The following is a 19,385-nucleotide window of genomic DNA, read 5'->3' on the forward strand; positions in this document are numbered from 1 at the left end:
AGTGTTATAATTCTTGTAAGAGAATGATTAAACCTTTGATATGGAGAAAGGAACGAAACGAATGTATAAGCCAATTACATTTTCGTTGAAATATATATTTAAAACGGTTGGAAAAGTGGAGATTCAGGGGAAAGAAAAGTTACCTGAAGGAGGACCATATGTTGTTGCTTGTACACATACAAGCTTTATGGATGTTTTAATGTTAGCTGCAGGCATGTATCCGACAGAAATTCATTATATGGCGAAAAAAGAATTGTTTGAAAGCAAGTTTACAAATTGGTTTTTTAAGAATGTGAATGCTTTCCCAGTGGATCGTGCAAATCCAGGGCCAAGTACACTAAAAATTCCCTCCCGTTTATTAAAAGAAGGTAAAGTAGTAGGGATTTTTCCAAGTGGAACGAGATCAACAGAAGATGTTTCTTTGAAAGCGGGAGCTGTTACAATTGCAATGCGTTCTAATGTTCCGTTAGTGCCAGCTGCTTATGTGGGGCCCTCTAGTGTAAAAGAATTAATGAAAGGGAAAAGAGCACAATTGATTTTCGGTGATCCAATTCAAGCGGAAGTGGGAGAAACAGTGGATCGAAAAACAGCGATGAAAATGATGACGGATCAATTGAACGAAACATTTGAAAAATTAACAGAAACATTGAAAAAAAATAGCAAATAGGAAAAGACGACCGGGCATAGGCGGTCGTCTTTTCTATTACTATCTATATAAAGGAGAAGGGGACACAAAATTATATAAGCGTAGCAGCATAAATGAAAGCTGTAAGAAGAGCAGAGCCGCTAGCTAGTCCAATAAAGTCAAATTTGTTAAAAGTAATGTTGTTCATTATATTCTCTCCTTACTCGAATGTTTGTTGTTACTTTCTGACTTAATTGTATGGGATATAGAGAGTAGTCACTATCGAATTAGCTTACAGAAAGATTACATTTTTGTAAGAGATAATTCATTTTAGTAATCATTTTTATGATAAACTATATTGGTGGAATATTAAGGGAATTAAAAGGGGGAACATCATGGGAAAATTAAGTAAGAAAAAATACGGAGTATTAACTTGTATGGTTTTTGCATTAGGGATAAGTGGTTGTGGTGTAGAAAAAAAGAAAGAAGATGAAAATGCAAAAGCAAAAAAAGAGGTAGAAAAAGTAATTTCAGACCAAGTAAAAGCATTTAATCAGAAAGATACTGATGCTTATATGAAAACATATTCGAAAGATATATTTGTATACGATGCAATAAAAGAAGAGAATGAGAATTTATTAGATGAGTATGATGTCAAAATTACAATTGATCGGATGAAGGTTTTATCTATAAATGATAAATATGCAACAATAGAGGCAAAAACAACAGCTAAAAATAAGGATAAGAGTGTAGAGTATACAGATAATGTTGTAAAGACGCGCTTTGTATTAGAAAAGGAAAAGGATAAATGGGTCATTACAAGTCAAGGGATGTTAACTGCTGAGACATTGGATGGGGAGTCTTTATTAAAAGAGAGAACTAAAAAAGAATCTTAACATTAAAATGTGGAATAAAGAAAGAGGAAATCTAGTAATAGCGTGCATCTGAAAATGACAGAAAAATTCATATTGTTAATTAATTTTGAATTCTATAAAATAAAGGGGATTTAATATGAAAAAAGTAGTACATATAAAGTGGGGAATGTCGTTGTTAGCGGGTGTCTTATTACTTGGGACGATGGGATGTTCTACAAAAAGTAATGCGGAGCCTAAAGAGAGTAATGTAGAAAAAGAAGTGAAACAAGCATTAGAAGAGAATGTAGAAGCATTTAACAAAGAAGACTTGGACGGATATCTAGACACGCTTTCGAGTGAGGTTTATAGTTATGAAATTTCAAAAAAAACAACAAAACAGATGTTTGAAGCACTTGATTTAAAAGCCAGTTTAAAAAAGGTAAAAGTACTTTCTTATTCGGATGATTATGCAACTGTAGAAGTGAAACAAGAAACAAAGAGTAGAATGAAAAATGAGTATTATAAAGATAATGTAACTGAATCCGTGCATACACTTGATAAAGAGGGTAAAAAATGGAAAATAAAAAGTACGGCAATAAAATCGATAAAAACATTGGATGGAAAAGAAATTAAATCTCTAAATGAATTATTTTCAGCGAATGAAAATAAAGGTAGTACTAAAGGTAGTACAAGTTCTTCAAAATCTCCTGCTGCTCAAGATAAAGAAAAGGATAGTTTGAAGGAGAAAGGTAATCAAAATCAACCTCCTCAATCAATTGAAAGTATAAGAGCGAAATATGTCGAGAATGCCGACGTTATTAAAGGCGGAACAACTGTAAATGGAAATCGAATTGATTTTGAAGGATATACTGTACAAATTTTAGAAGGCGAATTTGATTATAAAAAATTAACTGGGGATCGAATTACACTAAAAGTAAGGATTGAGAATCGAACTGGACGGAAGATGGATACGTATCCAAACAGTACAGTTATTATACAAGATGGTAAAAAAATTCCTCCGTTAGACCGCGATAAGCTACCGAGAGTAAATGATGTATATGTTCAAGATGGTGAAGCAAAAGAGTATGTAATTAGTTTTCCAATGATCGAGGCAAAAGAGTTTGCTATTAAATTTGTAGCCGGAGCAACTTTTGAAGGTGATAAAAAAAGCCGATTTGAGGAGCATGTATTTCTCTATCAGCCTGAAAAAAAAGAGCAAGATAGCAAAAAGGATGTAAATACGTTATAAAATAAAAAAGATGAACGAGAGGATTCGTTCATCTTTTTTATTTTATAATTTGAGGAAGGCTCTTTATTAGTTTTTGTTTGATTCGTTTTGCAAAGGAGGGGCTTTTTCCCGATGTGGATATGCTTATTATATATTCATCACTGCGAATAACTGCGGGGGTATGAAAGGATGATTCTTTACCATCACTTACGACATTAATCCATTGAAATTCGTGTGCGGCCTGTTTAACCATCATATTTATATCATGGTGATTTGTAGCAGCGTAGACGAGGTGCGCATCTTTAATATCTTCTTCTGCAAATGTTTTTTGTTTCCATTTAATATAGGGAAGGGTCTTCATTTCTTCACAAATATTTGGGCTCACCACAGTGACAAAAGCTCCTGTGTTTTTTAATCCAGCTGCCTTTCGATATGCAATTTTTCCACCACCGATAATCACAACCTTTTTGCCCTGTAGATTACACATAATAGGATACATGTTATGCATATATGTATCCCTCCATTCGTTCTAATAAAGCGGCCTTCATGTAGGAATCAAATTGAAGACAATTACAAGTTGTAACGTTAGGGTATTTGTTTGCATACCGATTTATTTTCTGAAGTAATAAGCCGGTGAAAAGAAGATATGGCATGACATATACATGCCTTGCAGATGCTGCCTTTTCCTTGAGTTCATCAGTAAAAGAAGGTGTTCCCTTTGTTAAAAAGGAACAGGAAACAGGCAAGCAGAGTTTTTGCTCGACTACTGATCCAATTTGCTTTAATTCATGTATAGGCTGAGGATCACTACTACCACGGCCGACAAGTAAGATTTCACTACTTTCTATGGGCATAGCTTCACGTATTCGTTTTATTACAAGTTCAATCATAAGCGGATGCGTACTGAAAGGTGGTACAACTGAAATTGTAATGTGTGGATAGTGCCTTTTTATTTTTTCAATTTCAAAAGGAACATCACGCTTATAATGGGCCGCCGCAAATAATAAAACAGGGACAATTAAAATCTCAGTTGTACCTTCAGTGATTGCTTCTACAATCGCATCTTGGACGGTTGGGGTTGTTAGCTCAAGAAATCCAATTTTTTGGATGTTTTCACTTCGCTCGTTTATAACGGACTTAACAAAGTGAATAAACTGTTCATTGCCTTCTTGTAACCTGCTACCGTGTCCAATATAAACGATGCCTTTCATGGTGCCACCACTTCTTTCTCATCGATGATAGCTTGCAGCTGATGATCGATATGATGGAATCCGACTTTATTCGCATATTGTAAAGTAGGTGCATCAATATAGGAAAATGGTAAATTCAAAATATCTGTGAAGCCAAGGCGGTTTACTTCTGTTATAAACGTATCAATTGCGGCACGGCCTTCAAATATGATGCTATCCCATGAGAATTCAGTCAGTGTGCGTGTATGAATCTCATCAAAACGATGATCAACTTTATATTCATGTGTCATGATATAAGAACCTGTACCAATTTTTTCTTGAATGATAGCAATTCGATTAATATTTCGCCCTAAATATACGGTTGTTTCGTTGGAAAGTGTTGCAGGTGCACTTAAAAGCCCATACTGCATAAGTGCTTTCTGTGTAGCGACATTCATATACTGCAATGTTGCTTGTAAGGAACGAATATCTTTTTCATATTGTGCACATGATTGGAATAAGATTGCTACACTTTCAGCTGAGCAGAAAACAAGGCGCTCAGCATTAAAAATTTCACTAATCTGCGCAGGTGTTAATACATATTCTTGTTTTTTGAAGGTTGGTATTTGATGTATTTCTGCGCCCGCTGTTTGTAACTTTTGTGCTAGTATACTTGTTTTGTTTGTTGCAGAGGAAAGTAAAACTTTTTTTCCGTGTAGTGGCTTGTGTTCTTTCCAGGCAATTTGTTTTCGTAAGGACACCACTTCACCAACAATTGTCATCGATGGATTTGAAATTTGTTCTTTTTTTACATCATCCACGATTGTGGAGAGTGTACCTGTAACAACTCGTTGTTTTCCAGTTGTACCCCATTCAATGACTGCTACTGGTGTATCTTTTTTTCTTCCTGTTTGTAATAAATTTTCACAAATTACGGGTAGATTTTTAACCCCCATGTAGAAGGCAATTGTATCGCTATTTAAAAGAGCACTGTAATTTACTTGGTCGCTAATCGCTCCTTTTGTATGACCGGTTAACAAAGTTACACTATTGCTGTAGTTTCGATGGGTGAGAGGAATGCCGGCATACGCACTAGCGGCAATACTAGATGTAATACCTGGAACAATCTCGTATAGAATGTTTTCTGCTGCTAAAGTTACCGCTTCTTCGCCAACGCGGCCAAAAATCGATGGATCTCCGCCTTTTAAGCGGACGACTGTTTTACCTTCTTTTGCAAACTGAATTAAATGAGCGTTAATCATTTCTTGTCGCATAATATGATTCGTTGGCATTTTCCCGCAGTATACGAGTTCACATGTTGGCTTTGTATAGCGAAGTAAATTTTGATTCAATAAGCGATCATATAAAACAACATCAGCTTTCTTTAGGCAATCTATTGCTTTTTTTGTAATCAGTCCTTCATCACCAGGTCCCGCGCCAACTAAATATACGTATCCGTTCATCTCTACACCTCATCTGTTTTTACTTGAAAGGAAGCCTAAAAGGGGCTTCCTTGTACAAGCTACATGTATATATAAATATCACCATCAATAACTTCTACTTCATATGTTTGAATACAACCATCATCAGGCTTTTGAACTTCACCTGTTAGTAATGAAATTTTCCAGTCATGCAATGGGCAGAAGACGAATTCTCCAGAAACAATCCCTTCAGCTAAAGGTCCATTTTTATGAGGACACCGATTTTCTACAGCGTGAATATCACCATTTGAAAGACGAAATAAGGCGATGGATATATCTTTAATTCGCACTTCCTTACCGATTTGCACAGGAAGGTCTTCTGCATGCATTATTTTTATTTTTTCTTTTGTTTGCAACATGTAGATCGCTCCTTACTTTACAGTTTCTACTTCATACATGGCTTTTAATGATTTGGTTTCTAGCGCTTGTCCCCAAGCTTCTTCATATGTGTTGCAGGCCTGCTGGAAACGTTCATTTAGCGTAGTGACCATGTTTTCATCTTGCAGCATTTCTTTTATATGATCTAATCCCATTCGTTCTACCCAAGGGGCTGTTCGTTCACCGTAAATACCGGTTTCACGGTAATATTGTACATAAGCTGTAGCGATGCGAAGCACATCTTCTTCTGTAGGGACAATCATTACAAAATCAGCTTCGCGAACTTCTGTACCACCGTTACCACCAATATAAAGTTGGAATCCATTTTCAACACAAACGACACCGAAGTCTTTCGTTAATGCTTCCGCACAGTTACGTGGACAACCGGTTACACCCATTTTCATTTTGTGCGGTGTATCTACCATTTCTAACGATTGTTCAAGTAACATACCAAGGCCTAATGAATCTTTTGTACCGAAGCGGCAGAAACGAGAACCGACGCATGATTTTACATTGCGAAGGGATTTCGAATAGGCATAACCAGAAGTCATATCGAGGTCAGCCCAAACTTTTGGTAAATCCTCTTTCTTAACACCGTATAAGCCGATTCGACTTGCACCTGTTATTTTAACGAGCGGCACATCGTATTTTTTCGCAACTTCAGCAATTTTCATTAAATCATCTGCAGTAGTAACACCGCCGTACATACGAGGAATAACGGAAAATGTGCCATCATGCTGAATATTACCGTTCATTCTTTCATTAACGAAGCGGGATGATTTATCATCTGCATATTCTTCTGGACGTGCCATACGCAAATAGTAGTTTAATGCAGGACGGCATTTGGAACAGCCGTCTTCATGTGCGAAACCAAGGACGTTTCGTACTTCTTTTGGTGATTTTAATCCTTTCTCATGAATTGCTGCGACAACCTCGTCACGCGACAAAGTTGTACATCCACACATACCTACATTTTGAGCAGATGCATCAAAGCTATCACCGAGTGTATGGGATAAAATTTGTTCGACAATAGGACGGCATTTTCCGCATGAACCAGCAGCTTTTGTACATCCTTTTACTTCTTCAAAGGTGTTTAAATCTTGTTCTAAAATGGCATGAACAATTGCTCCTTTTGTAACACCATTACATCCACAAACAGTGTCGTCAGCACCCATGCTTGCAACGTCAAGGCCATTTTCTTCGCCAGCTCTATGAAGAAGAGAAGCTGGTGTGTATTCTTGTATATCTTCTTCCTTTTTTAACATACTAAAGAGGCGTGTACCGTCAGCAGTATCTCCATATAAAACAACGCCAATGACTTTATTGTCACGAATTAATACTTTTTTATAGGAACGAGTACATTCATTAAAGACGGAGATTGCTTTTGCCCTATCATCTTCATAAATTTGTCCAGCAGAAAATAAATCACATCCTGCAACTTTAAGTTGTGTACCCACAATACTTCCTGCATATCCATCTGTTTGTGAGTTCGTTATATGTTTTGCTAATACGGTTCCTTGTTCATATAGAGGAGCAACAAGACCATAAGCAATACCATCATGCTCTGCGCATTCACCAACGGCATAGATGGATTCATCATCTGTTTGCATGTAATCATTTGTAACGATGCCGCGATTTACAATTAAACCAGCATCTTTTGCTAACTGTGTATTAGGTCGTATTCCAACAGCCATTACAACTAAATCGCATGCTACAATACTATTGTCTTCAAATTGAATTCCTTCAACATGGTCAGTACCAAGAATTTTCACCGTTTTCTTTTCCATAAGAAATTTCATGCCTTGTGCTTCTAAGTCTTCACGTAGTAATGAAGCAGCTTTAGCATCAAGTTGTTGCTCCATTAAGTAAGGCATTAAATGAACAACGTGTACATCCATTCCTAAGTCAATAAGCCCGCGTGCTGCTTCTAAACCGAGCAATCCTCCGCCAATGACAACGGCTTTTTTATATTGCTTAGCAGCATCTATCATAAATTGGGTATCTTCTATTGTCCGAAAACCTGTTACACCTGGAAGTTCTGAACCTTCAACAGGTAAAATAAAAGCGCTAGAGCCCGTTGCAATAATGAGTTTGTCGTACATAACAATTCGATTCTTTTCTGTAACAATAACTTGTTCTTCACGATCAATATTTTTTACCTTTTCATCTGTATACAGTGTAATATCATTTTCTTCGTACCAACTGTATTCGTTCATAATGATATCTTGGATACTTGTTTTTCCTTGTAAGACGTGAGATAGCATAATACGATTGTAGTTTGGATGAGGTTCATCACCAAAAATAGTAATGTCATAAAGCTTCGTATCTTGTTTTAAAATTTCTTCAATGCAGCGAATGCCGGCCATGCCATTCCCGATCATGACTAAACGTTTTTTCATATTCATTTCCCCTCTTAAATGTGAAATGTTTAACAATCTTTTATACTCGTATTATAAAATCTTTGGAAAATGGAGGGTGTGATGTTTATCACAGTTTTGGAGGATTCACAAATTGTTAAAAATAATATAAAACCTCACTTGAATTCTTACAAAAATGTAAGGGAAATGTAAGAGGATTGAATGGCATAATTGAGCGCCTCTCTTTAAAATAAGTTTATAGAACACATATTGTGTGAGGAGGTTACTACCTTGGGGTGGGAAAAAGTAAAAAAGCGAGTGATTATTACTGGAATTGCGATAGTAGCTGCGATTGTACTGCTCCTACCAACACAGTTTGGTCCAGTAATTGATAAATATAATCCATTTTATAAAACGAAGGAATATTATACGGTTGTAAATAGTATTGGTCAGCACATTGGCGATGATTGGTACGAATATGAATTTGTTGCATATGACGAAAAAGGAAGAGAACAAAAGATAAAGAAAACTGTAAAACATATGCTAAAAAGGGATGAAACATTGAAAGTTTTCGCAAAAGGACGTTATGGTGAGTCGTTAGTAGAGATTGAGCCTCAAAATATACCTGTGCAGGCGAGAAGTAAGATTATAGAGACGAGATAAAGTAAACTTTTCATATGCGAAATACTTGTAAGAGGAACTATTGAATTACATTACAGGTACATTACAGTTTTGTAATGTATGTGTAAGATAATTCGATAGTTGTTATTTATGAATTCTATTACAATACAAGTATAAAGTTTAAAAATATAACTTTCTGTTTGAAATGATGATGAATGTTTGAAAACCAACTAACTATTGAATAAGCCTTATCTCGTAGAGAGATGGGGCTATTTTTTTAAACCTTACAACATTGTAAGGTTTACGTAAGTTAATTCGATGGCTTGTTTGTCATATTTTTTGCATAATAGAAAAAGATAAGAAATTAGGGAGATACGAAGAAGGGAGAAGAATGGGATGCGAAAAGAAGAAGTAGTGAAGTTTCAGATAAAAGATTTCTGTAGCTACTTTACTGTTGCCGCAATATGTATTGGACTTTTTGATATAATTACAAACTTAATTGTTAAATAATATAGATGATAAAATAAGAAGGAGATCCCTTCTTGTTTTTTTTATTGCTTTTCATGTGGAATAGCATATTAAAATAGATGTGAGAGGTGATAGGAATGAAGTGGATTGATAGTCATATACATTTGGACCAATATGAGAATAAAGAGCAAATGAAATTAATTGATGATGTGAAAAGAAGTGGTGAGATTGATGGATTAGTTGCAGTATCAATGAACTATCATTCTTGTCAAAAAACATTATCTTTAGCAAAACAATATCCATTTGTACATCCGGCACTGGGGTTTCATCCAGAACAGATGATTAATAAAAAAGAATGTGAACAAATTTATAAGTTAATTGAAGCAAATGTAGAACGACTTGTTGCGATAGGTGAGGTTGGCTTACCATATTATTTACGGCAAGAAAAGAAAGATATTGCAATAGACCCTTACATTGAAATATTAGAGAGGTTTGTGGCTTTAGCAAAACGGTACGACTTACCAATTGTGTTACATGCAGTTTATGAAGATGCTGATATTGTATGTGATGTACTTGAACAGTATGAGATTTCACGTGCGCATTTTCATTGGTTTAAAGGAAGTAATGAAACGATGGAACGAATGATTCAAAATGGGTACTACATTTCTATTACACCGGATATTATACAGAAGGAGAAAATTAGAAAAATCGTATCGTTCTATCCGCTAGAATATATAATGGTAGAAACTGATGGACCATGGCGGTTTTATGAAAATGTCATGACGCATCCAAGTATGATTCAAGATGTATTAAAAGAAATACGTTTGATAAAAAATATTCCTATAGATAAGGTTGCAGAGAAAATTTATGAAAATACAGTTCAATTTTATTTGAAAAGGTAGTAGATAAAAGGTCTCGCTTATATTTGGAATAAACAATGCCAAGCACGAGTTGATGCTTGGTATTGTTCTAGGATTCAAGTTGTTTTGCACGTTGTATTAATAAAAGAAATACAATCAAGAAAACTCCAAGGATGAGAAAAAAGCCATACTTTTGTAGGGTGTTCATCGTGTTACTTAAGGAAAAAGGCTTATCAATCTCGATCCCATCTTTATTAGAAGTAATGTGGATATCCCTCGTCTTCACTTTATTCGATTCTGTTTGTAAATCGATCCATTCTATATTTGGAATACTTTCTAATTCACTTAATAGTTCTTTGAAAGGTTTAATCCCTAAGTATGGATGATAGAAGGCACCGATTATCCCATCTGATAGCTTTGTAAATGATAATGCACGTTCCTTCATTTCAGTAGAAGCATGAGTGTTTTCCTCTTCTATAAAACCGACTGTTTCAGGAAGCAACTTCATTCCATGCAAAAATGATGGTGTACTTGTAAAGGCTGGTGAGTGCATAGTTTTCCATGTTGTATCACCTAATTGTAATTGCCCTATATAAGTTGAAAAGTAACGTGATAATATTTCGTATCCTTTTTGTGATATTGCATAGTGCGGTGCTTCAAAAGCGAGTGGGTATAATTTAGCTGCTGTGAGTTCTTCAATTCCTTTTTCAATATGTTCTGTTATATATGTTTCTTCGAATTTTTTACCGTTTTCTATGTATTCGTTATAAGAAGCATCTGATTCAAAATCCTGTCTCGTTTTCAATTGTTCATGATTGGGATAAAGGATAGGTTGATCCGTTTTTACATTCCAAAATTCAAAACCCTCACCTGTTTCACTATCATAAAATTGATGGGTATAGCCATGCATCACAATGGAGCCACCGTTGTCCTGCATAAAGCGTAATACGTCTATCAATTCTGGTTTATCTTGTAAATGGATAGTTTTTCCTGTATCTGGATCTGTGTAGACTGGGATAACAGTGAGCATATAGGGGATTTTTTTTCCCTTTAATAACTCGGCAATCTCTTTTAATTGTTTTATATCTGATGCCGGATGAATATCTTCTAAGCGTAAATAAGCTCTATGTTTATTTGTTTCAGGACTTTGCTGAAAATAAGAAAAGAGCATTTCACCAACATAATGAGATGTCCAATCAAAAAGCTGAGATGTCGCTACGTAATAGGATTGATTTTGTTTCACGATAAAGGGATATGTCCCGTTTGAGCTTAGCGCATATGCAAGAGGTTTTTCGGTTGTATCAAGTTGTCTAATTAATCGTTCCTCATGTAATTTATTTTTAAGTTGATGTGTTGGGTACGTTATAGTGTTAATTCCTATATCTTCTTTTTTTAATGTAATAAAAGAAAAACGATTAGGTAATTGTTCTATATTTTGACCAAGAAATAGTACAGGCCCTGAAAAGCTCTCTAGAAATTGTTTCGTTTCAGCAGAGATTTGCTCTTTTTTTTCGCCCATGTAAATCACATGCGTATAAGAAGGGGTAGTAACTTCATTTGCTTTTTTTGAATTTTTTATGGTTATATCATTTGTAAAATGGCCTATTAAAGTATTTAAAATCTGTATATCATTTGTAATTTGTCCGTTTTCTGCGCTGTATAAAACCAATACTTTTGGTTTTTTTGTTGTTTGAGCAGAGGTATGGATAGGAATGAGTAGTAAAGTAGTGAGAAAAAGTAATAACTTTCTTTTCATGTAGATAGTCTCCTATTCTTTGTGTGGAATTCAATTTACAATTATATATAAAGGAAAAGATGGAATCCATTTGAAATGGATATTGGAAAACATTACATATAGAAACGATGGGAAGGAATGTTACATTTTTTATAAAGTTTCATAATTTGTTTTTCAGAAAATCAGTCTAAAGCATGATGTGAAGGCGGATGATTGTTTGGTATGATTTAAGAGTAATAGAATGCAGGCGATTGTAAGGAAAGGCTGAAAGGGGACAAATTTCAGCATAGAAAGAGGTAGAGGTAGTGAAAAAATTCTTTGTAGGGTTTTTAGTTGTTCTTGGGGTGTATTTGTATTTTCAAGGAGAGTCTGAAGGAATGGAAAGATTCATGAATCAAACAAGTTATGTTGATTCAGAGGAAGTAAAACAGATGAAGCAAATTATTACTGAAGAAGCAAAGAAAGTAAATCTGCCAGAATGGATACCTCTTACAATTGCCGAGCATGAAAGTCGTTTCAACCCACGGAGTGTTGGAGACAATGGCACTTCTTTTGGATTGTTTCAGTTACACAGAGGTGGGGGGCTTGCTCCTGATAACTTAACGGACGAGCAGTTGAAAGATCCACGGACAAATGCCCAAATTGCAATGCCTCATTTAATGAAAGGGTATAAAAGAGGTGTACAAAAAGGACTGACAGACCTTGAATTACTAAAATATATAGCAAATACGTCCGGTTGGCCTGGCAATCTAGGGACTGAGTGGACGGATCAAAATATGAAGTATAACGTTGGGCTAGAGGACGTGTACTATCGAAATAAAGGGACAATGAAGGAGTAGGTGCTAAACACCTACTCTGTTTTTTTATGAAGAAAGTTCATCATTCTTTATCTGTATGTATAAAATATCGTTCAAGTTGCTCTTTTACATCTTCTAATTTGGTAGAAACTTGTGGAATTTTGTAACCGACATATAATGGTGAAACAACAAAACGAGGAACCACTTTACAAATAATCTTTCCGGAAAGATGATAGAAGAATAAGTTATAGCTGCTACATCCTTTATGAAAATCTGTTAGTATGTAACGCACAGTTTGCTGAATATAATGTGCCATCATATCGATTACTTTTATGTCTTCAATGATAATGTTAAACTCGGTGAAACCAATAATTGGTCGTGTAGAGATATTAAGTTCAATTTGGTCGTCTTTTCTTACAGTCACGCCTTGAAAGTTTTCAGGTGCTATGTTTTCCTGGTAGTCTACATATTTCATTCCGATGATTTGCATATGCGCATGATGCAAACTTCCACCTGAAAATGGACCATGATTTTTATACAAAATAACAGATGTAAATTTATTGCTATTTTCTAACGCTAGCCAATGTTTAATAGAGAAGCGAATTAACTTTTTCATGTGTTCGGATGTGTAGGTCGCAATATGATCATCACAATTATCCGTTTCGATAAGAACTGTCTGGAACGTATCTTTCAGTGTTGGAAATTTATTTTGTAACCAGATGATAGAGCTGTCTGTTTCTAAAAGATCAGTAAGGTTTTCCGTATCGCAAAAAGGACAAGCTGTATTTTTATTACGGATGCTTTCCGGTTTTTGCTTGCCGATATCATTTAAAAAATAAAGTTGTTGTGTATCCATTCGTATATGCCCCTTTGAAAGTATATGTAAAATTCCCGTCTACTATATTCGTGAAAAGAAAGGAGAAATCCTTTATAGTGAGAAAATGAGAAGGAAGGGGCCACAACTTTTAATAGAAAAAACAAAAGACCAAATATCCTAATTATATGAGGGTATCTGGTCTTTTATTTTTTCTGTAATAATGTGTATGGATAATATAGCGTATTTTCATTCTGTTTCTTTTTTCTATTTTTCAGTGTGTGTAAGGCAAAGATTGTACCTACAATTGTAAAGATGGCTTTCTTCATATTCATTTCCCCTTTCTATTGTTCATTTAATTCTTGGCTAACTGCTTTGGCGTCAATTAAAGCATGTAGAATCATTTTTACCATGTTCATCATTTTCATTCACTCCTTTTTATAGTAGGTTTAGTTCTTTTACAACTGCTTGTCCATTTACTAATACCTCGAAGATTGCTTTTACGATATCTTTTATCATGATTAATTCCTCCTGTTATCTGTCTCTTGTTTACATCTTTATTGTATAAGGAGGAGTCATTTCGTACTATCGCTTTCCATTACGTGAACATAACAGTTTTGTAAGATTGGATGTAATTTGTTGAAATGTTTAGTCTATCTTCATTATTTTCAGAAAAATGACTATTCAAACATCAAATGGGAAAGTATAATAAAGAAGTAAGTATTAAATTCCGTACGAAAGGAGTGAATGAGATGAAACGTTCTTTAGCTGCGCGCGCAAAATTTTTAGATTTTATCTATTTTTGTCGTGCGATTTTTCATGATGTGATTGCTAACGGGATACGTATGCCCTTTTTTAGCAATTGCATAGTAGCTATTGAACGATAGAAATCTCTTCACCCATTTTATAAGACGTGTGAAAAGGGGGCTATTTTGCTTCCTTTTTCTATGCCAAAAACCATGGGGAAAGTTTCTTTCCTCATGGTTTTTTACGTTGAAAGGAGTATGGAAAATGACAATCTGTAATGTAAATAATGTAACGAAATCTTTTGGTGGAAACATCATATTTGAAAATATATCGCTTGAAATAAAGAGTGGCGAACGAATTGGATTAGTTGGACGAAATGGTAGTGGAAAGACAACGCTTTTTCAGTTGTTAACAGGAATTGAGGGCGTAGATGCTGGTGTAATTCATATGAAGAAAGGAACTCGTATTGGTCACGTAGCACAAATTCCGAAGTTTGATGATGAAATAACTGTATATGATGTATTAAGCTCTGCCTTTGTAAAAGAGAAAGAATTAGAAATAGAAATGCGTAGTTTAGAGAAACGTATGGCAGAGGAACAGGATTCAACTGATTTAGAAAGGTTAATGGAGAAGTATGGGGCAATACAAGAGCAATTTTCGTTTTTAGGCGGTTATGAAATAGAGGCAAATATTATGAAGGTAGCAAATGGTTTACAAGTAACGGAGCTATTTTCTCGAGTTTTCACTGAGTTGAGCGGTGGGGAGCAAACGAAAGTAAGTCTTGCTTATATGCTATTACAGAAACCGGACTTACTCCTGTTAGATGAGCCGACAAACCATTTAGATTTATTTGCGGTAGAGTGGCTTGAACAATTTTTGAAAGAGTATACGGGAACAGTTGTGATCATTTCGCATGATCGTTATTTTTTAGATGAAGTTGTTACGAAAATTTTTGATTTAGAAGATGGAGAACTTCATGTGTATCAAACCAATTACTCGCAGTTTGTGAAGGAAAAGGAAGAAAGGCTACTACAAGAATTTCAATCTTATCAGGAACAACAAAAGAAGATAAAGAAAATGAAAGAAGCAATTAAACGCTTAAGAGAATGGGCGAATCAAGCTAATCCGCCGAATGAAGGATTGCATAAACGTGCTAGAAATATGGAGCGCGCGTTAGAACGGATGGAAAAGTTGAAGAAGCCAATTTTAGAAAGAAAGCAGATGGGACTTCAGTTTGAAGGGCAAGAGAGAAGTGGAAAAGATGTTGTTGTAATGAAAGAAGTTAGTAAAGGTTTTGCTAATCGTACCTTATTCCAGAAAGCAAATTTACATGTTCGTTTTCAAGAGCGAGCAGCTATTGTTGGGCGCAATGGTACAGGGAAAACAACATTATTAAAGCTATTGTTAGAGGAAATGAGACCGGATGCTGGCGAGGTTCGAATTGGTAGTGGTGTGAAGATCGGTTATCTATCGCAGCATGCATATGAGAACGTGAAATATAATGTATTGGAAGCATTTAGGGAGCATGTAGTTGTAACAGAAGGAGAAGCTCGCCATATATTAGCTCGCTTTTTATTTTATGGTCCAGCTGTTTTTAAAAAGATTAATCAGCTTAGCGGTGGTGAAAGAATGAGATTACGGTTGGCACAGCTTATGTATCAAGATGTAAACTTCCTTGTGTTAGATGAGCCGACAAACCATCTTGATATTGAATCAAGGGAAGTGCTAGAAGAAGCTCTCGAACAATATAATGGAACAGTTCTTGCTGTTTCACACGATCGTTACTTTTTAAATAAATTGTTTGAGAAAACATATTGGATTGATGAGTACACATTGTTTGAATTTGTTGGGAATTATGCTTGGGCACGTCAGAAATGGGCAGAAAGAATAGAGAAAAAAGAAGTGAAACGACAAGAGGTTCCAAAAATAAAGGTGATGAATGTAAAGAAGAAAGAAGCGAGTAGTGTAGAAGAAATTGAAGATAGGCTAATGTATATAGAAGAAGATATATATATGCTGGAGTGTGCAATGGAAGAAACAAGCAATGTTGAAATACTCGAACAGTTATATAAAGAAAAAAAGGAAAAAGAACGATTACGGGCGGAATTATATAATCGATTGGATAGTGTGATGGAATAGATAAAAGGAAAACAAGTCATCCCTGTAGAATATGCGAGGGTGGCTTGTTTTGTATGACTACCCTTTAGCTTAAAATGAAAATGGTATAATTTTCTTGCGGTTATATTATGAAAACACTTTTCAAAATGTTGGTGTGACTGAAAGAATATTTCAAAAATGCGAGGAGAATTTTATGTTAGGATACGCACGTATCATTACAATTGTTATGATTTGCATGGTATATATAACTCATGTTTCACGTGAAACAGAAAATTTACAAATCTTTGTTGGAATTGCGTGTTTAATTTATGTTATAAATCACATTTTACTGATCAAACCACATCAAGGGAGAAGGGGTGAATTTTATGTATTCCTTTCAAACGGGGTAGTTACAGCGCTATTAGGTTTCTTATTTCCTGAGACATGTTTATATTTAATTATATTTGGGATTGATGCCGTAGGTGTGTTTATTCATAACTGGCGGAAAGTAGTTGTATATTTTTTTATTGGTTTTTTCTTTTTTTGTTGGTTTGCTATTTTACTATATACGTATCAACATACTGGAAAGATAGAAGTGGATAGTAATGCTATTAATTTTATGTTCGTTGTCTTCAGTGCTTTAGCCGGGAATCTAATTAAAAAGCTGACAGTGGCCCATCAAACCGTCGATGATCAATACGAAAAATTGACATTATCACACAAGGCTTTAAAAGAAGCACATGAACAGCTACAGTTATATGCGAAGGAAGTGGAAGAATTAACTGCAGTACGGGAAAGGAACGATATTGCCCGAGAAATTCATGATACAGTTGGTCATAATATGACAGCTTTACTTGTTCAGTTACAACTTGCGGAGGCCTTATGGAAGCAAAAATCGGATGTTACAGAAGAAGTTTTACATACATGTTATGAATTAGCTAGAAAATCCCTGCAAGAAGTAAGGGCGTCAGTTCGTGCACTGAAGGAAGAAAAGGATTTAGGAAATATCATAGAAGGTATGAAGGGGATGCTACATGACTTTTCAAAGGTAACAAAAGTACAAATAGCTTTTCATTTACAAGGAGATCCAATTATCATTCCGTTGTCATTACAGCCTACCTTGTTGCGTATTATGCAAGAGTCATTAACGAATGCAAAACGCCATGGAAAAGCTAGTTTATGTGAAGTGAAGTTATCTTGCCTGGATGAGAAAGTGGTATTATCAATCTCTGATAATGGCATCGGTGTAAATGAAGTGAGTCCTGGTTTTGGATTAATGAATATGAAGGAACGTGTAGAGGAACATGGCGGCATGATTCGATTTGAGAGCGAAAAGGAAAAGGGATTTCGATTAAAGGTTGAGTTCCCACTGAAGGAAAAGATATGGATAGTAGGAGGAACAAGATGATTCGTATTATGATCGTTGATGATCAGTCACTTATTCGTGATGGTTTAGCAATGCTATTAAATTTACGTCCAGAACTTGAAGTGGTAGGAACAGCTAGTGATGGAGATGAAGTGGTTGACAAGGTAGAAAAATTACAACCTGAAATTATTTTGATGGATATTCGAATGCCTCGTATCAATGGTGTTGAAGGGACTCGTTTAATAAGGGAAAGGTTTCCTGACATGAAGGTTCTTATGTTAACGACATTTAATGATAGTGAACTTATTTTTGAAGCTTTGGAACAAGGAGCAAGCGGTTATTTATTAAAAGACATGGAGACAGATGCAATAGTTCAGGCAATATTGACAGTCTATGGAGGAGGGGCTGTTCTTCCACAGGATACAACAGCTCAAATTGTGAAGGAATTAAAAAGAACAAAAACAATGGATATATCAGAGGAAAATCAGCCGAAGCAAATGGAACAACTAACAGAGCGCGAAGTAGATGTATTAAGGGAGCTTGGATTTGGATTGAGCAATAAAGAAATTGCTAAAAAATTGTTCATTACAGAGGGGACTGTAAAAAATCATGTTTCTAATTTAATTAGTAAGCTAGAGCTGAGGGATCGGACACAAGCCGCTATATATGCGGTGAGATATGGTATTACAACATACACATGACTTTTGGCATAGAGAAGAATCAAAAAGTAGCAGATTACGCTACTTTTTTTATTTTGTATTTCTATCTTAAGGATGATGGAAGAAAGAGGATGTTATTTTACAATGAGATTGAAGATGAATGTAAAGGGGCTGAATCGACATGTTAGTCGTAGATCATATTACAAAATCGTTTGGGAAGAAAGAAGTTGTAAAGAATGTATCTTTTGAAGTGAAGAAGGGGGAAACGTTTGGTTTGCTTGGCCCAAACGGTGCAGGGAAATCAACGACAATATCAATGATTTGTGGGCTGATTTCATATGATGGCGGCGACATCAAAGTTGGAGGGAAGTCCGTAAAAGAATATCCATTAGATGCGAAAAGGAAGATTGGTATTGTTCCGCAAGATATTGCCTTATACCCTACACTTTCAGCCAAAGAAAATTTAATCTTTTGGGGGAAAATGTATGGTTTAAGTGGGGCGATTGCGAAGAAACGAGCTGATGAGGTATTAGTATATGTTGGTTTACAAGATCGAGCAAAAGAAAAAATTGAAACATTTTCAGGTGGAATGAAACGCCGGATTAATATAGGTGCGGCACTTATGCACGAACCAGAGTTATTAATTATGGATGAGCCGACGGTTGGGATTGATCCACAATCACGGAACCATATTCTAGAAACGGTAAAAGGATTAAATGAGAAAGGTATGACGGTCATTTATACGAGCCATTACATGGAAGAAGTGGAGTATTTATGTGAACGAATTGCTATTGTTGACCATGGAAAGGTGATTGCATTAGGAACGAAAACGGAGCTATGTAATCGTCTTGCTGATGGCTTTATGGTGAAGTTACAACTGAATCGTTATAAAGAGGAGCTGCTGCAGAAAATAAAAGAGATACCAACTGTAGAACGGATTGTCATCGAAGAGGATACAAATACGTTTGATATTGGACTACAGAATGGAGAAGCTGTCGGTACAGTTGTTTCGGTAGTTGTAGAAAATCATGTGCAAATTTTAAAGCTTGAAGTGCAAGAACCAAATTTAGAAGCTCTTTTTTTACAGTTAACAGGGCGTTCACTTCGTGATTAAGGAGGTTAGGAACTC

Annotated in this window: 20 protein-coding genes; 11 read left to right on the forward strand and 9 right to left on the reverse strand. The window is 35.5% G+C overall.

The annotated features are described in order from the left end of the window. The first annotated feature begins 61 nt into the window (after positions 1–61). Positions 62–667, forward strand: coding sequence for a lysophospholipid acyltransferase family protein (locus QRY57_RS02760; protein ID WP_026592728.1), 606 nt, complete (start codon positions 62–64; stop codon positions 665–667). Between the two features lie 70 nt (positions 668–737). Here QRY57_RS02760 and QRY57_RS02765 read toward each other — a convergent pair whose 3' ends face one another. Then, a complete protein-coding gene (locus QRY57_RS02765; RefSeq protein WP_090694043.1) occupies positions 738–833 on the reverse strand; it encodes a DUF3948 family protein in 96 nt (31 codons plus the stop codon). Between the two features lie 187 nt (positions 834–1,020). Here QRY57_RS02765 and QRY57_RS02770 point away from each other — a divergent pair, with 187 nt between their 5' ends. Together QRY57_RS02770 and QRY57_RS02775 are read left to right on the forward strand one after the other, a co-directional pair. Continuing rightward, complete coding sequence (locus tag QRY57_RS02770) at positions 1,021–1,521, forward strand: YybH family protein (RefSeq protein WP_090694046.1); 501 nt, start codon at positions 1,021–1,023, stop codon at positions 1,519–1,521. Between the two features lie 115 nt (positions 1,522–1,636). Further along, a complete protein-coding gene (locus QRY57_RS02775) occupies positions 1,637–2,728 on the forward strand; it encodes a hypothetical protein (RefSeq protein WP_026592730.1) in 1,092 nt (363 codons plus the stop codon). A gap of 37 nt (positions 2,729–2,765) precedes the next feature. Here the strand turns inward: QRY57_RS02775 and QRY57_RS02780 are convergent, their stop codons facing one another. Genes QRY57_RS02780 through nirB form a run of 5 tightly spaced genes read right to left on the reverse strand, consistent with a single transcriptional unit; the run spans position 2,766 to position 8,134 of the window. Further along, entirely contained in the window at positions 2,766–3,215 is a 450-nt protein-coding gene (locus QRY57_RS02780) for a precorrin-2 dehydrogenase (protein WP_286016614.1), read from the reverse strand. After that, positions 3,208–3,918 (reverse strand): sirohydrochlorin chelatase, encoded by a 711-nt coding sequence (locus tag QRY57_RS02785; protein WP_286016615.1) that lies wholly within the window; start codon positions 3,916–3,918, stop codon positions 3,208–3,210. The genes QRY57_RS02780 and QRY57_RS02785 overlap by 8 nt, the downstream gene beginning before the upstream one ends. Then, a complete protein-coding gene (locus tag QRY57_RS02790; protein ID WP_286016616.1) occupies positions 3,915–5,339 on the reverse strand; it encodes a uroporphyrin-III C-methyltransferase in 1,425 nt (474 codons plus the stop codon). Before QRY57_RS02790 ends, QRY57_RS02785 begins: the two co-directional genes overlap by 4 nt. 59 nt (positions 5,340–5,398) lie before the next feature. Next, a complete protein-coding gene (gene nirD, locus QRY57_RS02795; protein WP_026592734.1) occupies positions 5,399–5,716 on the reverse strand; it encodes a nitrite reductase small subunit NirD in 318 nt (105 codons plus the stop codon). Between the two features lie 12 nt (positions 5,717–5,728). Beyond that, entirely contained in the window at positions 5,729–8,134 is a 2,406-nt protein-coding gene (gene nirB, locus QRY57_RS02800) for a nitrite reductase large subunit NirB (RefSeq protein WP_286016617.1), read from the reverse strand. A 249-nt stretch (positions 8,135–8,383) separates the two neighbouring features. Here nirB and QRY57_RS02805 point away from each other — a divergent pair, with 249 nt between their 5' ends. Together QRY57_RS02805 and QRY57_RS02810 are read left to right on the forward strand one after the other, a co-directional pair. Then, on the forward strand, positions 8,384–8,755 hold the full coding sequence (locus QRY57_RS02805) for a YxeA family protein (protein ID WP_208018960.1): 372 nt from the start codon (positions 8,384–8,386) through the stop codon (positions 8,753–8,755). A gap of 563 nt (positions 8,756–9,318) precedes the next feature. Then, complete coding sequence (locus QRY57_RS02810) at positions 9,319–10,083, forward strand: TatD family hydrolase (RefSeq protein ID WP_286016618.1); 765 nt, start codon at positions 9,319–9,321, stop codon at positions 10,081–10,083. Between the two features lie 67 nt (positions 10,084–10,150). Here QRY57_RS02810 and QRY57_RS02815 read toward each other — a convergent pair whose 3' ends face one another. Continuing rightward, positions 10,151–11,797, reverse strand: coding sequence for a polysaccharide deacetylase family protein (locus QRY57_RS02815; RefSeq protein ID WP_286016619.1), 1,647 nt, complete (start codon positions 11,795–11,797; stop codon positions 10,151–10,153). Between the two features lie 284 nt (positions 11,798–12,081). Here QRY57_RS02815 and QRY57_RS02820 point away from each other — a divergent pair, with 284 nt between their 5' ends. Beyond that, a complete protein-coding gene (locus QRY57_RS02820) occupies positions 12,082–12,615 on the forward strand; it encodes a transglycosylase SLT domain-containing protein (protein WP_026592740.1) in 534 nt (177 codons plus the stop codon). Positions 12,616–12,655: 40 nt separating this feature from the next. Here QRY57_RS02820 and QRY57_RS02825 read toward each other — a convergent pair whose 3' ends face one another. Both QRY57_RS02825 and QRY57_RS02830 read right to left on the reverse strand, forming a co-directional pair. Then, positions 12,656–13,429, reverse strand: a complete 774-nt coding sequence (locus tag QRY57_RS02825; protein WP_286016620.1) for a DUF4931 domain-containing protein — start codon at positions 13,427–13,429, stop codon at positions 12,656–12,658. A 164-nt stretch (positions 13,430–13,593) separates the two neighbouring features. Continuing rightward, the gene (locus QRY57_RS02830; RefSeq protein WP_026592742.1) at positions 13,594–13,722 is read right to left on the reverse strand and encodes a hypothetical protein; all 129 of its coding nucleotides are present in this window, start codon (positions 13,720–13,722) and stop codon (positions 13,594–13,596) included. Between the two features lie 417 nt (positions 13,723–14,139). On the opposite strand from QRY57_RS02830, the gene QRY57_RS02835 reads away from it, so the two are divergent. The 5 genes from QRY57_RS02835 (at position 14,140) to QRY57_RS02855 (ending at position 19,370) form a co-directional block, all read left to right on the forward strand. Next, positions 14,140–14,274, forward strand: coding sequence for an RAxF-45 family protein (locus QRY57_RS02835; RefSeq protein WP_016132219.1), 135 nt, complete (start codon positions 14,140–14,142; stop codon positions 14,272–14,274). A 124-nt stretch (positions 14,275–14,398) separates the two neighbouring features. Further along, positions 14,399–16,273, forward strand: a complete 1,875-nt coding sequence (gene abc-f, locus QRY57_RS02840) for a ribosomal protection-like ABC-F family protein (RefSeq protein ID WP_286016621.1) — start codon at positions 14,399–14,401, stop codon at positions 16,271–16,273. Between the two features lie 172 nt (positions 16,274–16,445). After that, entirely contained in the window at positions 16,446–17,639 is a 1,194-nt protein-coding gene (locus tag QRY57_RS02845) for a sensor histidine kinase (RefSeq protein ID WP_286016622.1), read from the forward strand. After that, complete coding sequence (locus QRY57_RS02850) at positions 17,636–18,298, forward strand: response regulator (protein ID WP_208018954.1); 663 nt, start codon at positions 17,636–17,638, stop codon at positions 18,296–18,298. The genes QRY57_RS02845 and QRY57_RS02850 overlap by 4 nt, the downstream gene beginning before the upstream one ends. Positions 18,299–18,437: 139 nt before the next feature. Then, entirely contained in the window at positions 18,438–19,370 is a 933-nt protein-coding gene (locus QRY57_RS02855; RefSeq protein ID WP_286016623.1) for an ABC transporter ATP-binding protein, read from the forward strand. Positions 19,371–19,385 lie beyond the last annotated feature (15 nt).

The organism is Bacillus arachidis (assembly GCF_030285945.1).
Taxonomy (GTDB): domain Bacteria; phylum Bacillota; class Bacilli; order Bacillales; family Bacillaceae_G; genus Bacillus_A; species Bacillus_A arachidis.

What these genes read in the sequence shown, in the direction of transcription:
- QRY57_RS02810 (WP_286016618.1), top strand. Translation starts at nt 9,319, where the DNA reads ATGAAGTGGATTGATAGTCATATACATTTGGACCAATATGAGAATAAA.
- QRY57_RS02780 (WP_286016614.1), bottom strand. Translation starts at nt 3,215, where the DNA reads ATGCATAACATGTATCCTATTATGTGTAATCTACAGGGCAAAAAGGTT.
- QRY57_RS02770 (WP_090694046.1), top strand. Translation starts at nt 1,021, where the DNA reads ATGGGAAAATTAAGTAAGAAAAAATACGGAGTATTAACTTGTATGGTT.
- nirD (WP_026592734.1), bottom strand. Translation starts at nt 5,716, where the DNA reads ATGTTGCAAACAAAAGAAAAAATAAAAATAATGCATGCAGAAGACCTT.
- QRY57_RS02830 (WP_026592742.1), bottom strand. Translation starts at nt 13,722, where the DNA reads ATGAATATGAAGAAAGCCATCTTTACAATTGTAGGTACAATCTTTGCC.
- QRY57_RS02790 (WP_286016616.1), bottom strand. Translation starts at nt 5,339, where the DNA reads ATGAACGGATACGTATATTTAGTTGGCGCGGGACCTGGTGATGAAGGA.
- QRY57_RS02850 (WP_208018954.1), top strand. Translation starts at nt 17,636, where the DNA reads ATGATTCGTATTATGATCGTTGATGATCAGTCACTTATTCGTGATGGT.
- QRY57_RS02855 (WP_286016623.1), top strand. Translation starts at nt 18,438, where the DNA reads ATGTTAGTCGTAGATCATATTACAAAATCGTTTGGGAAGAAAGAAGTT.
- QRY57_RS02835 (WP_016132219.1), top strand. Translation starts at nt 14,140, where the DNA reads ATGAAACGTTCTTTAGCTGCGCGCGCAAAATTTTTAGATTTTATCTAT.
- abc-f (WP_286016621.1), top strand. Translation starts at nt 14,399, where the DNA reads ATGACAATCTGTAATGTAAATAATGTAACGAAATCTTTTGGTGGAAAC.
- QRY57_RS02845 (WP_286016622.1), top strand. Translation starts at nt 16,446, where the DNA reads ATGTTAGGATACGCACGTATCATTACAATTGTTATGATTTGCATGGTA.
- QRY57_RS02765 (WP_090694043.1), bottom strand. Translation starts at nt 833, where the DNA reads ATGAACAACATTACTTTTAACAAATTTGACTTTATTGGACTAGCTAGC.
- QRY57_RS02825 (WP_286016620.1), bottom strand. Translation starts at nt 13,429, where the DNA reads ATGGATACACAACAACTTTATTTTTTAAATGATATCGGCAAGCAAAAA.
- QRY57_RS02775 (WP_026592730.1), top strand. Translation starts at nt 1,637, where the DNA reads ATGAAAAAAGTAGTACATATAAAGTGGGGAATGTCGTTGTTAGCGGGT.
- nirB (WP_286016617.1), bottom strand. Translation starts at nt 8,134, where the DNA reads ATGAAAAAACGTTTAGTCATGATCGGGAATGGCATGGCCGGCATTCGC.
- QRY57_RS02815 (WP_286016619.1), bottom strand. Translation starts at nt 11,797, where the DNA reads ATGAAAAGAAAGTTATTACTTTTTCTCACTACTTTACTACTCATTCCT.
- QRY57_RS02785 (WP_286016615.1), bottom strand. Translation starts at nt 3,918, where the DNA reads ATGAAAGGCATCGTTTATATTGGACACGGTAGCAGGTTACAAGAAGGC.
- QRY57_RS02760 (WP_026592728.1), top strand. Translation starts at nt 62, where the DNA reads ATGTATAAGCCAATTACATTTTCGTTGAAATATATATTTAAAACGGTT.